The sequence below is a fragment of the Nostoc sp. 'Peltigera membranacea cyanobiont' 213 genome (assembly GCF_002245975.1).
In the GTDB taxonomy this organism is placed as follows: Bacteria; Cyanobacteriota; Cyanobacteriia; order Cyanobacteriales; family Nostocaceae; genus Nostoc.
This window is the reverse complement of sequence record NZ_NOLI01000182.1, coordinates 1-13,136: the sequence shown is the minus strand read 5'-3', so window position 1 is coordinate 13,136 and position 13,136 is coordinate 1. Positions and strand designations below refer to the sequence as shown.

At 39.6% G+C, this 13,136-nt stretch carries 13 protein-coding genes; 9 read left to right on the top strand and 4 right to left on the bottom strand.

What is annotated here, in order from left to right; genetic code table 11:
* From CDG77_RS38120 to CDG77_RS30605, 3 genes are all read left to right on the top strand, one after another.
* Positions 1 to 236 (top strand): hypothetical protein (locus tag CDG77_RS38120; protein ID WP_223270065.1); only part of this gene is annotated, 236 nt, incomplete at its 5' end.
* Positions 169 to 576, top strand: a complete 408-nt coding sequence (locus tag CDG77_RS37015; protein ID WP_190234108.1) for a hypothetical protein — start codon at positions 169 to 171, stop codon at positions 574 to 576. The genes CDG77_RS38120 and CDG77_RS37015, both read left to right, overlap by 68 nt.
* A 125-nt stretch (positions 577 to 701) precedes the next feature.
* Positions 702 to 1,070 (top strand): hypothetical protein, encoded by a 369-nt coding sequence (locus CDG77_RS30605; protein WP_094332998.1) that lies wholly within the window; start codon positions 702 to 704, stop codon positions 1,068 to 1,070.
* A 125-nt stretch (positions 1,071 to 1,195) separates the two neighbouring features.
* Here the strand turns inward: CDG77_RS30605 and CDG77_RS30600 are convergent, their stop codons facing one another.
* Positions 1,196 to 1,741, bottom strand: coding sequence for a hypothetical protein (locus tag CDG77_RS30600; protein WP_094332997.1), 546 nt, complete (start codon positions 1,739 to 1,741; stop codon positions 1,196 to 1,198).
* A gap of 318 nt (positions 1,742 to 2,059) precedes the next feature.
* Here CDG77_RS30600 and ybaK point away from each other — a divergent pair, with 318 nt between their 5' ends.
* Positions 2,060 to 2,530, top strand: coding sequence for a Cys-tRNA(Pro) deacylase (ybaK, locus tag CDG77_RS30595; protein WP_094332996.1), 471 nt, complete (start codon positions 2,060 to 2,062; stop codon positions 2,528 to 2,530).
* A gap of 42 nt (positions 2,531 to 2,572) precedes the next feature.
* Here the strand turns inward: ybaK and CDG77_RS30590 are convergent, their stop codons facing one another.
* Positions 2,573 to 3,598: an endonuclease NucS domain-containing protein gene (locus tag CDG77_RS30590; RefSeq protein WP_094332995.1), complete on the bottom strand. Its 1,026-nt coding sequence runs from the start codon at positions 3,596 to 3,598 to the stop codon at positions 2,573 to 2,575.
* Between the two features lie 970 nt (positions 3,599 to 4,568).
* On the opposite strand from CDG77_RS30590, the gene CDG77_RS30585 reads away from it, so the two are divergent.
* From CDG77_RS30585 to CDG77_RS30570, 4 genes are read left to right on the top strand one after another with little or no spacing between them, the layout of a single operon-like run.
* A complete protein-coding gene (locus CDG77_RS30585; RefSeq protein ID WP_094332994.1) occupies positions 4,569 to 6,548 on the top strand; it encodes a dynamin family protein in 1,980 nt (659 codons plus the stop codon).
* Positions 6,549 to 6,557: 9 nt separating this feature from the next.
* Positions 6,558 to 7,325, top strand: coding sequence for a hypothetical protein (locus tag CDG77_RS30580; protein ID WP_094332993.1), 768 nt, complete (start codon positions 6,558 to 6,560; stop codon positions 7,323 to 7,325).
* 14 nt (positions 7,326 to 7,339) lie between these two features.
* Positions 7,340 to 9,679 (top strand): dynamin family protein, encoded by a 2,340-nt coding sequence (locus tag CDG77_RS30575; RefSeq protein ID WP_094332992.1) that lies wholly within the window; start codon positions 7,340 to 7,342, stop codon positions 9,677 to 9,679.
* Positions 9,680 to 9,716: 37 nt separating this feature from the next.
* Positions 9,717 to 11,717: a dynamin family protein gene (locus tag CDG77_RS30570; protein ID WP_094332991.1), complete on the top strand. Its 2,001-nt coding sequence runs from the start codon at positions 9,717 to 9,719 to the stop codon at positions 11,715 to 11,717.
* Here the strand turns inward: CDG77_RS30570 and CDG77_RS30565 are convergent.
* A complete protein-coding gene (locus CDG77_RS30565) occupies positions 11,695 to 11,949 on the bottom strand; it encodes a hypothetical protein (RefSeq protein ID WP_094332990.1) in 255 nt (84 codons plus the stop codon). The two genes, CDG77_RS30570 and CDG77_RS30565, sit on opposite strands and share 23 nt — an antisense overlap.
* A gap of 176 nt (positions 11,950 to 12,125) precedes the next feature.
* Between CDG77_RS30565 and CDG77_RS37010 the strand changes: the two genes are divergently transcribed.
* Positions 12,126 to 12,440 carry a hypothetical protein gene (locus CDG77_RS37010; RefSeq protein ID WP_094332989.1) on the top strand — a complete coding sequence of 105 codons (315 nt, stop codon included), beginning with the start codon at positions 12,126 to 12,128 and terminating at the stop codon, positions 12,438 to 12,440.
* A gap of 324 nt (positions 12,441 to 12,764) precedes the next feature.
* Here CDG77_RS37010 and CDG77_RS30555 read toward each other — a convergent pair whose 3' ends face one another.
* Positions 12,765 to 13,058 carry a hypothetical protein gene (locus CDG77_RS30555; protein WP_223270064.1) on the bottom strand — a complete coding sequence of 98 codons (294 nt, stop codon included), beginning with the start codon at positions 13,056 to 13,058 and terminating at the stop codon, positions 12,765 to 12,767.
* Positions 13,059 to 13,136 lie beyond the last annotated feature (78 nt).

Genomic DNA, 13,136 nt, shown 5'->3' with positions numbered 1-13,136 from the left:
AGAAAAGTTTTGCTAGAGAATATACTTCTACTAAAGGATTAGTAAATGTAAAGCTAAACCTAATTAATGTGATCTGGACGAAAACAAGAGGTTTAGCAGACGGTGTACAACGAGTAGATGGTAAAGTACCACTTATCGCATTGCTAAATATGGGTGCAACAAATAATTATGGAACGCACCCAAGTACCCAATACGTACCAAATCGGCGAAGTCTGCCAAATCCTTGCAAAAGATAACCCAGAACTCAGAGGTAAAGGTGGATGCTGGGGCATAGTCAACCATGTAGGCGAATTCAGTTGCACAGTCACAATGTGGGATGGAGAATACACGGTCAGGATCAACCACTTGAAGCCACTGAACTACCTAGAGTCGGAATGTCAGCAGGTTCAGGAGATTAGCGGTAAGCGAAGCCATGCCGTTAGGCTTATCGCATTGGTCGAGTGTATTCCGATTCGCTCTTTGGAGACAGTCAAAAGTCTGTTGCAGTCGTTGGGGAAACTGAATCGACCTTATCTTACTGCTGTGGAAGAGAAATTATTGACGCTTCTGGAGTCGGAGTATGGGAGAATACCCTGAATAATTTCGGCAATTTGGCATCCAATGTCTTTGGGTTGATGACAATTTATTGAAGGTATTTGTTGACACATTGAAACTACAGACTAAGATTGATCTGTAGCTTTTTAGTTTTTAGCACATAACGTATGTCAGAACAGAAACCTTTTCTCTCTATACTCTCCTTTTTGGGTTTTCAGGTGAATGCCGCTATCGAGGAAGGACATGGGAACAAAATTTCATTCAGTGATATTTACAAGGGTTTAGAAGAAAGAAATCTGTTTGAACTATTAAATGAGAAACTTCCCGGAATTCTAGATATCAGCCTTTTTCTCGAAAGTAATGAAAAAGCTCACCTTGAGCAGCGTAATGGAGTTTTAAATGCTTTAAACGATGCTGCATCAGGTATGAAGGGAAGAGAAAGAAAAAAGTATGGTGTAGAGAGTTCAGGGCTATCTTTATTGATGGCTTACATTTTAGAAGCGATACAGCAAGAATACTGGATAACTTCTAGTTAATCATTGCGAATAATAAAGAGTACGGTGTTGGGGAGTGAAACTACCAGCAACGAACTTCTAACCAGTTTTTTTTTAATATTGCAGCAGCTTGGTTAAGGATATTTATTATATTGAAAAAGATTAGTTCACTTGATGACGATACTTCTTTTTCTCATAAACAAATTGTAAAGATAAGCAGCAGAAATGAACCAAAGCCACCAAAATCTTAGCAGAAAAACATCATAGGTTAGTTTAGGTGTTCTGAAATCAGTCAAGCTCTGTTTCAAACCAGTAATAAACAAAGTATAAATTGTAAAAATACCAACAATTGGCAAAATTGATAACACAAGTATTCCGAAATCTCGAATAACTAATAAGCTAAACTTTGGTAATCTTAACCATTGTGGTGAATTTGACCATAGAAACTTGAGTAGAAATGAATACGCTCCTGCCAAAATTGAAAACCAAATCAGAGCTAATAACAATGCACCGACAGAAATAATAAAGAAAAAAAGTAGACCGCTACCGCCATTACCTGTAATAACTAGAAGACTGCCTACTAAAGAATAACGCCAAAATTCAAAGGCAAAAATTACAGTTGCGCCAAAGTACGCTGGTATTGCTAATATCATAGCCATCATCCACGATTGTGGATTAGGTAGCCAAGCAGGAAACCAACTTGTTTTGTTCATAGCTTTAATACTATTTATAAATTTTGGATAGAATATTTACGCTGGTTTCTAGCTAGTTCTTAGAATAACGATAATAAACGATGTATATTACATTGTCGCTACGGATATATACTTATAAAATACTGAAAAGTCTGATGATGCATACACTTGCTGAGAGGAATCGCGCTACCCAGGACAACCAACTAAGCTAAAATGCATCTAATTTTCAAGCTTAAAATGTTGCAGCTACGCACAACATGAGAGAATTTAGTTTCGTTAATGGACTGGTAATCGAGTAGGGGGAGCAAGAGCGATAATATCTTTCTTTTGTGGACTTAAATGAAAACTAATGCTGCTCGACTACTCGATAAACTAGGTATTTCCTACCAAATCCTGAGCTATGAGGTTGACCCTGACGATCTCGCTGCGGAGAGTACTGCACACAAAGTTGGTCTTCCCCCAGAGCAAGTTTTTAAGACTTTAGTAGTCAGAGGTGACACAACAGGTATCTGTTTTGCTGTTGTGCCAGGAAATGCTCAGTTAGACTTGAAAGCTTTAGCTCGAATTTCAGGAAACCGCAAGGTTGAGACAGCTGCCCTGAAGGAAGTGCAGCCACTAACAGGATACATCCGTGGAGGTGTGACAGCTTTAGCTAGCAAAAAAGACTATCCAGTTTACCTTGATGAAACAGCAATCCTATTTGAGCAGATCACTGTTTCTGGTGGTATGCGAGGAATGCTGCTTCTGCTATCCCCAGATGATTATTTACGTGCAGTTAAGGGTACTTTGGGAGCAATTGTACAAAATTAAGGGGAATCTAAAGGGATTATGAGGCAGATGAAATGTAAGATATCAAATTCTAGCAAGCCACTTTGTTAGTGCTAAATCTGCCAGAGACTCTAGAGTATTAGAAACGTTATTGTAACCTTGAGGAATTGGTACTGGTGTAAATGATTTGTAAGAGCCGCTATGAAACATATTTTTAGGTCGTTTCTCTCGTGGCATAGCGTCCCATTCAATCTGAAGCCTCATTCTTCCAAAGCCTTCGGGGACATGACCTATATCAGTAACTGTTTCACCATCTATCCATAGGCGTAACCTGCCAATGACTTCTTTTTGCCCAAACCAACATGATGTAGGAGTCGGCAACCACAGAAATACAATTGGTTTATGAGATGTTCTTTGATAGCAAATTTCAGCTACAGGTTTAGATTTACCTTTACCATACCTGATAGTATTTCTCCCCTCAATTTCTTCCTTGATTCGCTCATCAAAGCTCAAAATTTTCTCTCGAAGCTTAAGAATTGCTTGCTGTTCCTCTGCTGAACAAGCACCAAGCCAATCTAAAAGCAATTGTGGTGTTTCTGAAATGCCATGTTTTGTACTACTGAAATTTAGCTCTTGATAGGAAATAGGAATTGACCAAGTTTGATTAGTGGTGATGTCTTGCAAACACAACTGGAACTGTTGATTGTCTTTGAATACTTGAATCTGCAATAAATCAATTTTGAGCAAATTATACTTGCAATCAATCAGATTATGTCTGTGAAATGAAGGTGCGGCAGCTATCAGTTTAACTGGTTGGTGATAGTCTATTTGTTCCGCAAAAGGTCGTTCATCTAGCAAATTATCATAATAACGGGTTAGCTGCTGGATAACATATCTATCTTCAGCGTTTTTTAGTTCTAAAATAACTAACTGTTTGCTCTGGTTCAAAGCTAAGATATCGCAGAATTCGCCCTTAGCCCCATACTGCCGTTTGAGAGGTGTAAAACTTAATAATTGCTGTAGATTCTCCCAAATAAAATCTTCTAAGGCAGTTTCAGACGCAAACTCCCAACCCTCACCTGTTTTTCTTAAAGCAGCACCAGCCAGCATACTTTTGAGCCAACGTTAAAAAATCAAATTACAGTTAGCTTACCTTGAGCAAAGTAAGATTGCGCTTGCTGTGGGAAATTTTCATCGCATCAATACTGACCGCGACCATTGAAAGACATTGATACTTGTCGGGTTATTTACTGATATTTTCCGATCTTACTTATTTAAGTGATACAAATTATACCCCTTTTAAAATACTGTGACTTGAAGAAGATTTTGGACACGTTGTCCAACTTTACCTTCCAAAAATCGATGTCCAAGTTTACGTTCCAAAAACATTCAAAAAATAGCATAAAGGAAAACTAAACGGCTCAAACTCTATGCCTGTATGCAAAATAAAGGTTTTGGTAATAACGATGGCTATGGCAGCAAGCGATCGCAAAGTTTGTGATAAATTTACGAGTTAAGGAAAAAGTTGGCATTTGAGTACTATTTATCTGAATTTGCGTCCATGTTCTTGTTCCATTTCTGTTATTATGTCCATTTTCTTTTTCCAAACTTGCGTAGCTTGCCGCCGAAGGCATCGCTTGATTAATACCTTAACGAAGTTTTAGGTATTTCAGCTTACGACTTGTCCAACTTTTCCTTCCAAAAGCTGTCCAAAATCTTCTTAAAGTCACATCTGTAGAGCTTATCTCGCATAGCTTACAGCTTTTCTTAGTGCCATTCGGAAATGAGCCAAAGTAACCCAGATTGAATAGCTACAATTTTTTGTCTTGTAGTTAAATTTTTCCGATCCCATGAGGAAAGAGTAAAAGAGCAACAAACTTAGCTTTTTTACACAAAATTGTTTTGGGGTTCGTTAGGGGAATTACCAGCCATCCTATTTTGTATAAATAGCAGTACATATACTGCTGTAAATCAAAGTAAAATTTTTTACAATCTTATGTTGACACACTATCTTTGTATAGCAAATATTACATTTTGAGTACCGACATAATCACCAATAATTAGACTGTAAAAGTTACTTATGCAACAGTCATTGATATCTGAAGGGAATGCATCTAAAGCTAAAACGCAAAAGATTTTTGATGAATTAGATGCTTTAACGAATGTTGACGAACACTTGCAGTTTGCTGGTAACATCATTCAGCGAGTGGAAATTTCTAATATAGTGCGTGACGAAATAAAACAGCGCATTAACCATATTCAGAAGCGACGCACTGATCCTAATCTTTATCTAGCAGTTATAGGTGAATTCTCCAGTGGTAAGAGTACATTTATCAATGCCTTACTACGTGATGAATTACTAAAAACATCAGTTTTGCCAACAACATCTGCTGCTACCAAACTACGTTACGGTAGCGATTTAGAAGTGGAGGTACGTCTTCAAGGTACTAAACCAGGAATTTTTAAAACTAATGGTAAAAGCAAAAAAATTACAGTCTCCTGGTTGCCAGGAGTCAAGGGTATTGATAATCGAGAGTTTATTCACGTCCTGACTGCCAAAGATGAAGTTGCTAAAGACGTGGTGGAACTTACTATTACCCACCCAGCTCCCTTTTTGGGCAATGGCATTGTAATTATTGATACACCAGGAACTAATGCCACCAATTCGCTACATGCAACAGTCACTAGTAAAGTAGTAGAAAATGAAGCAGACGCAGCAATTGTTATTGTGCCTGCAACTATACCTTTATCCCAAAGCCTAGCCAGTTTTCTGAGTAGTTCACTAGGCCCATTCCTCCATCGTTGTGTATTTGTAATTACACGTTTCGACCAAATACGACAGCGAGAACAGAGTCAACTATTAAACGACTTGCGATCACGTCTTGTAGAGCAACTTGGAATTAAACCACCCATTTTGTATACTTGTTCCGCTCAGGTAGTAATAGATGACATTACTGGTGAAGAAGAAGTACAACCACATTTAATAGTTTGGAAAGAGCGGTTTGAGCAGCTAGAAAGCTTGCTAGTTAACCGCTTATGTCGTGAGCGTTCTCTGGCAATATCAGAAAATGTCTTGCGTCTGCTGACGAGATTATTAGAGCAGTTAGATGGACAGTTGCGATCGCAGTGGGCGGATTATAAGCAGCGTCAAGCAGCAATTGAGCGCGAAATTATCCCGGATCTGGCTTCATTCACTACTCAAGAACAGCATATTTGCCAGAAAATACTTGATGATGGCATTTCAACGACGACTGCAAAGGTAAATCAATGTGTTGCCCAACATCAAGAGGAAACTATCTCGAAAATACGCAGTGCTATATTTAATGCCCAAGATTTGCAAGCACTTGAGAAGGTAGTCAAAACTGAAGCAGAGGTACTTCTCAAGCTCTCTCAAGAGAGTCTGCACAAGCAGCTACAACAGACAACTGAACATATCTCACAAGTAGTAATCCAAGCAGGTCAGCAGTTTGATCGCAAGTTTTCTGAAGCTTATAGCCGACTCCAAAGCTTAGGAGGTCACATTGAGGCTACGAGTATTGACCAAGGTAGTATTCAAATTAATACATCTAGTGTATTTGCTTCCATGCAATCTCTTCAGCAAGAGATGGACTCTAAGGATGGTTATTTAGCAATGGGAGGATTGGCTGCTGGTGCAGTTATAGGTAGCGCCATTCTACCAATTGTTGGCACAGTCGTAGGTGGGTTTATTGGTCTAATTGCATCCTCTGGAATATTTGCTTCTTTGGATAAACGTAAGCAGCAACTCTGGGAACAACTCCGTCCGGGTCTGGATGCTCACTTTGAGGCTGTTAGAGTTCAAGCACGACAAGAAGTAGACAAGTATGCACAAAGCATTACTTCTGCCCTCTCACAGAGGATTGACAAATATATGGCGCGGTATAAAGCAACTATTGATGAAATTTTGAATGAACAGAAATTAGAATTGCGGCGTTTGACTAACCTACAAACAAATATGGAGACAGATTTACAGGAAATCGAACGACGGCGACAGTCTTTAACCCTACAACAGCAAAGATTAGCAGCAGTTGAGGTTAAATGAAAAAGTAGTATGTTTGACGATATTTTTTCTCACCTCGGTAGTTCTCTGGAACATCTATTGCTTGCAGATTCCTCAACAATAGATACTATGCAAGCAGATAACGATTGGGAACAAGTTACTGACCCATCGATATATTTAGAATCAGAAAATTTTGGTAATTTTTGGGACACCACAAACTGGGATACACCAGAATATTCTTGGAATCCCAGCGAATTTGACGGCTGTGGCGATCCAATCCAAGACGCGGATTTTTGGCAAGAACAAACTTCTCCTACTTCCTGTGCTGTAGTAGCCCAGATTAGTGTGTTTGAGTCTATCACAGGAGTTGACTTATCGGAAACAGAGATATGTAGGTTTGCTGAAGCAAATGGGTGGTATGACCCAGAAACAGGAACTCAATCTGATGCTGTAGGTGAAATTTTGAATGCCCTTGGCGTACCCACAGAGCAACATTACGATGCCACCCTAGAGGAGCTTGCTAATGCCTTGGAACGAGGCGATAAGGTAATTGTGGCACTGGATGCTAACGAGATATGGGCACCATTGAAAGATCCAATAACGAATGCACCAATTGAGCAATCAGATGCAGGTCATGCAGTCTGGGTGACAGGTATTGATCAACAAGCAGATGGCTCTTTGAAGATTATCCTCAACGATAGCGGTACTCCTGACGGGCAAATGAAAGTAGTAGATGCTGAGGATTTTCTCAATGCCTGGAGTGACTTTAGCAACCAATTGGTTGTTGCCCATGCGCCTCAGCAGTCAGTGATTGTGTAGTAAGAGAATTATCTATGCCAATTGATCAAAAATTACTTAAGCAACTCTCAGCCAGAAAAGCTGTAGAGCCAGAAAATATCCAGGCTTTAGTTCGTAGTATCCATCGAAAACCAGCTTTGCGGGAGTGGGTAACTTTAGAGTCAGTAGCACTGATTCCAGTTCCTGTGAAGCGAGGTAATTATTGGGGAATTGTTTCACTGCTAGCCGTTCCTAAACCTCTAGAAGATGGCGCAGTAGGATGGTTTACCCCTTGGGGTGCAGTTGAATGGGCTTATCCAGACAGAAAAATTTCCCAGATGATTGACCTACGCCTGCGAGAAGACACAGCTGCACTACGGACTAGCGAAATCATCAACGATGTCACACTGAGTCCAATAGAACGTTCTCTTCAGGAAAAAACCTTGTTTGGTGCATTAGAACAACTAGTTGTTAATCCATCTGAAGACAAAACAATTTTGGCTCACTTGGCTGCATACTATGCCCAACTACTACCAGCAGCAATGTATCCCTACTACTGGGCTTTAATTCCTGCTAGCAAAGAGTGGTTGCATCCTAGAGTATCAAAACTAACTTTGTCCATGACTGAGGATTTGATAGTAACCACAACACCTACCGATCTAAGCGATTGCATTGACTCTTGGTTACGTAAATGTCTCAATCTAGCTAACTCTTTTTCTATTCCACAAATAGTTTCTGAACTGCAAGCAATTGAGTCTCGTCTGCGCCTTCCTGGTTTTCGTCTAGCCTTTGTGGGGGAATTTAGTCGGGGTAAAAGCACACTGCTGAATCGCTTGTTGGAGCGGGATGTGCTGCCGATTGGTGTATTACCAACTACGGCAACTGTAACTGCGATCGCAGCAGGAACAGAAAACTGTATGGCAGTTATTTCAGGCAGTAAGCATCAGGAAGTGCGATCGCTAGATGAATCTTCTTGGAAAGATTTATTAGCCACAAATAATACTGGACAAGATCAAGAAGTCTTGGCTCAAGTCCGCATAACTTTAACGCATTCCTGGTTGCAAACACTTGATGCTGAATTCATTGATACACCAGGAGCCGCAGACCTAAATACTCATCGTGCCGCTCTTGTATTTGATTTACTGAGTCAATGTGATGCCGCAGTTCTCGTAGTCAGTGCTAATTTGCCTTTTAGTATGACAGAAGCGGCTTTTCTGGAGCAAGAAGTCATTGGCAGACACATTCCCCGAATTTTGGTAGTTGTCTCCAAGTTAGACAGTATTCCCCAAGAGCAAAGAGCAGATGTGATTGCTGTTATCAAGGAACGAGTAGCTAGAGTTTCAGCAGCTATACCAGTTTTGCCATCTTATCCAGTTGATGAATTTACTTCTGAGTTTGAGGCGTTAGAGGCTGTACGCTCTCATATTGGGGCGATGGTAGCACAGGGGGATCGTCAAGCATGGCGTAGCCAAAAAGTAGCTGGGCAACTTATTGATGCACTCAATACTTTGATGGATTTTGGGCAAACTGCGATCGCATCTACCCAGATGACTGTTGCAGAAAGAGAAAAGGCACTACACAAAGCAAAAACCGCAATGCGAACTGCCAAACTTGAATGGGAAAAAATTTGTCTAGAGTTGGATCGGCGGCGCATCCAGCGTGAGCAAACTTTGCAGCAGAAAATTCTCAATGTCAAAGCTGAACTAATGGAAACGCTGTGCTTGGAATTGAGTAAGACAACTCATCCTAAGTCTTGGTGGGAGATTGATTTACCTTTCCGAATGCGGCGTGAGTTACTGGCGCTAGGACGTAAAGCAGAAGATTTCTTACTCAAGGCTACTGCTCAAGATTTTCAGTGGCTACAGAGTGAAGTATCTCAGGTATTTTCTACCCAAATTACTCAGTCCGCAAATAATGTTCCAGGTATGCAGGAGATTACTTCTAATTTGCAAGATTTAGAAATATCTCCTATCCAGCACTATCGCTTATTAACTAGAATTGGCAGTGGTGCTGCTTTAATTGGTAGTTATTTACTGGGAGGCCCGGCAGCCGTGGCAATAGCTGTCAGTCTTGGCGCTGGACTTTTAAGCGAGCAAATTCTCAACAGTAAGGTTGAGGAACAACGACAAACGATTAAGACAGAATTGGAACGTGCTGTTGACAAAGTTTTTGATAAATATTATAGCCAAGTATCTGAGCGTCTGCGCCAGTTATATCACCAAATAGTTGAAGACACAAAACGCGAACAAGTTGTTTGGCAATCTGCACAGACTACTGCTGTTGAAGTTAGCAGTATTGAGTCAGACCAAAAACCCTGGCAGCAAATGATTAACGAAGCTTCAACTTTGAAACAACAGATTCTTATCACAGCAGATAGCGCAGGCAGCATCCATTAATAACCGCACAAATAACAACAAACACTAGGAGATTACTATGACTCTGACACAAACTGCTACCCAACATCAGTATGAACTTTTCCAAAAACGGCGTGGAATTTTACTTTCTCTAATTCAGCGGCAATTAACACTATTGCGATCGCTAGAGATGAAAGTTCAAGAAGCAACTCTAGAAAAAGTGGAAAAGCGCGTTCACACAGAAACCTTTAAAGTGCTGATTCTGGGAGAATTCAAGCGTGGTAAAAGTACTTTTATTAATGCTATGCTGGGCGATGAAGTTTTGCCAGCCTACGCTAGACCTTGCACAGCTATTATTAATGAAGTCAAATGGGGGGATTCTAAAAGGGCTTTATTACATTTCTCTAATGTAGGAAATGGTACAGTTAAGCCACCAAAAGAAATTCCTATTGAACAGATTGAAGAATATGTTGTAATTCAAGATAATGTTAGCGAAATCCACGAAAATTCTTACGATAAAGTGGAACTTTTTTGGCCACTGCAACTTTGTCAAAATGGTGTAGAAATCATTGATTCTCCCGGACTGAATGAGCATGACATTCGCCAGAAAGTAACGATGGATTACTTATCTAGTGTTGATGCTATTCTATTTGTTATGTCTTGCGAAGTTCTGGCATCGCAGAGTGAAATAAGTTTTATTGACAATAATCTGAGAAGTATGGGGCATGAAGATATTTTCTTTATTTGCAATCGGATTAACCAAATCAGAAGTAAAGAAAGAGACAGCATTAAAGCACACGCTTACTCCAAACTAGAACAACGTACAAGTCGTCAGAGAGAAGGCATATTTTTTATTGATGCTCTTGGTGCCCTAGAAGGTCGTCTAGATGGAGATGAAAATCGAGTATATCAATCGGGTGTACCACAATTAGAAGAAGAAATTGCCAAATTCCTGACTATCCAAAAGGGAAGAATTAAAATTCTCCAGCCAGCCAGAGAATTAAAAGGCACTATTCATCAAGCACGGCAGATAATACCAGAGAGACAACAACTCTTACAAATTGATTTAAAAACTTTAGAACAACGTTATGAAGATGCTCAAGAACCGTTGAAAGCTCTTGAAGCTGAACGTTACCAAATAGTTGCTCGTGTATCTAACTTTATCGCTGATACAAAGCCGTTTGTACAGCAAAAAGCAATGAATTTATACCGAGAGTTAATTGATAAAAAAATTGAAGAGTGGATGAAAGACTATGAAATTAAAGAGCCAGTTCAGTTTTTTAAAATGGAATGGATGCCAGCGCAAGTAGAAAAAGTTGTAGAAGAAGTTAAAAATTACCTTGCAGAAAGGCTAGAAAAAGAATTTGCTAGCTGGCAAAGTGTAGAATTACAACCATTTGTTGCTAGTCGCTTAGAAAGCCTGATGACTGAATTAGATGAAAAGGCAAAATTATTTGCTGGACAAGCACAAGATTTACGCTTTGAATTAGTTTCTGGAAATTTTGAATCAAAACAATCAATTAACTATAAAGAAGCACAAGTTTCTTTAAGGGAAAGAATTTTTGCTGCTGCTGGAGGATTTCTTATTGGAGATTTAGCTTCAGGAGCCATTGGAGCAGTTTTTGGTTTTCAAGAAATGCTAAAAAGCTTAATTCCGCAAATGGCTATCATGGTTGGAACTGTAATATTTGCGGGTTTCAACCCATTTATTTTGATTCCAGCAATGACTATTGGTGGTATTGCTCAAGGGGTCTTGAAAATGCATTCAACTAATGACAAAATTAAACAAGGAGTAACTCAAGAATTTATTAATCAACTTCGTACTAATAGCTATCAAATATCTGAACAACTGAGTGACAGTGTTATTAAGCAGATGTCCAAGATTAAGGATGCTGTAGATCAAGAACTGGGTAAAGAAATTCAAAGCATTCGAGATCAAGTCAGTTCTATTTTGGTAGAGAAGCAAAAAGGACAAGCTAATGTTGATCAGAAACTTATGGAGTTGGCAGTCATACGTCAGAACTTAGATGCAATTGATAGCGAACTAGATGAACTAATTACGCAAGTTGCTGTTCTTTAAGGTCAATATTTTTTCTTCCTTTTCCCAGTCTCAGCCTGGGAAATTTTTTCTTTGTATAGCCATGAACTCGTCCCTCACGCTGCTCTAGGTCTACAGGATTAGAGGGTAAGTTCCAGTGAACTATTGCATGGTAGTAAAGATGAAAATCTAATCCTTCTTGTTCCACTGAAGTTGTTGCTAGTACGAAGCTCCGAAATTGTGACTTGAAGAAGATTTTTGACAAGTTGTCCAAGTTTATCTTCTAAAAACGTCCAAAAAATAACATAAAAGAAAGCTAAACGGCTTAAACTATATCTCTGTATACAAGATAAAGGTTTTGCTCCCTAGCAATGCCTTCGGCGGCAAGCTACGCAGTCAGCTAAGTTAAACCTGTCAAATTCACTCTTTACAAATTTTAAAAACTAACTTATGCAACAAATTTCAGAGCAAACATTACTAAAATTTGAGCATTACTTTCATGAAGTTATCAGAGAGAGAGCAGGAGATTTGATTGATAGTCAAAAATTAGAGCTTCCCAAGCTAGCACCTATTTTAAATTCTCAAGATTCTGCACATTGGTTTCCAATTCCGGGAATGTATGGTGGGTTTAGTTATTGGTTCACAGTTCAAGACCAACAAGTTGCACTTATTACTGAAAGTTGGTGCAGAGTCGTGGGAGGTTCAGGGCAAAGGCACAAAATTACAGGACAAGGGATTGAGTTATTAGAAGAAGGGTTTGTATAGTATTTTAGTAAAAATTCAATGGTGATCACCTCAACAAGGTAAAGGTTTACATCAATAAATTAAATATTCCCTGTAAAGTATCAAAACTATCAGTAAGGATATTAGATACGTCAGCTTTATTACCCGAATCCAACCAAGATTTTAAATTTTATTTCTGCGACTAGCAGATAATACTCTTAAAATCTACCATCGGCATATCTTGAAGTTTTCGTAACTGGTGATGCTGACGGTATTAGTTTCTATTGTGCGGTCTTTTAACGAAACTGTTGGGGTCGCGTGAGGGCTGGTGATGGGCAGTAGGGGGGCAAGCATACCAAAAGCTAGCTATAAAGTTATCGATTCTTTCCTCGCTGTAACCAAAAAAGAACGCCGCATACCTTTGATTTCGCGTGGGGTCAATTCGGCAGCATATCGTCCATAATTTGCTCTGATTTCTCCTGGTTGAATTACTGAAGCATTCCAGTTGTGAGCAGCAAACAACTGTTCTGGTTCGTCTGTACCGAAACGCCAGTGCTTGCTAATCAATCCATTCTGATGTTTAGCCCCAACCTGCCATGACTTGACACTGACTAAATCAGCTCCCAAGTAGCTACCGTCTGCACTCAACTGACTAATCATTTGGGTGCGACTCTTTTAGGAAGACGGAGAATAGAGTTTAAACAGGTATTGCAAGAGTCGGAGGGGTAATAGAACAAC

Coding starts and splice junctions, on each gene's coding strand:
- CDG77_RS37010 (WP_094332989.1), top strand. CDS start 12,126: ATGCAACAAATTTCAGAGCAAACATTACTAAAATTTGAGCATTACTTT.
- ybaK (WP_094332996.1), top strand. CDS start 2,060: ATGAAAACTAATGCTGCTCGACTACTCGATAAACTAGGTATTTCCTAC.
- CDG77_RS30590 (WP_094332995.1), bottom strand. CDS start 3,598: ATGCTGGCTGGTGCTGCTTTAAGAAAAACAGGTGAGGGTTGGGAGTTT.
- CDG77_RS37015 (WP_190234108.1), top strand. CDS start 169: ATGGAACGCACCCAAGTACCCAATACGTACCAAATCGGCGAAGTCTGC.
- CDG77_RS30605 (WP_094332998.1), top strand. CDS start 702: ATGTCAGAACAGAAACCTTTTCTCTCTATACTCTCCTTTTTGGGTTTT.
- CDG77_RS30575 (WP_094332992.1), top strand. CDS start 7,340: ATGCCAATTGATCAAAAATTACTTAAGCAACTCTCAGCCAGAAAAGCT.
- CDG77_RS30600 (WP_094332997.1), bottom strand. CDS start 1,741: ATGAACAAAACAAGTTGGTTTCCTGCTTGGCTACCTAATCCACAATCG.
- CDG77_RS30580 (WP_094332993.1), top strand. CDS start 6,558: ATGTTTGACGATATTTTTTCTCACCTCGGTAGTTCTCTGGAACATCTA.
- CDG77_RS30585 (WP_094332994.1), top strand. CDS start 4,569: ATGCAACAGTCATTGATATCTGAAGGGAATGCATCTAAAGCTAAAACG.
- CDG77_RS30570 (WP_094332991.1), top strand. CDS start 9,717: ATGACTCTGACACAAACTGCTACCCAACATCAGTATGAACTTTTCCAA.
- CDG77_RS30555 (WP_223270064.1), bottom strand. CDS start 13,058: ATGATTAGTCAGTTGAGTGCAGACGGTAGCTACTTGGGAGCTGATTTA.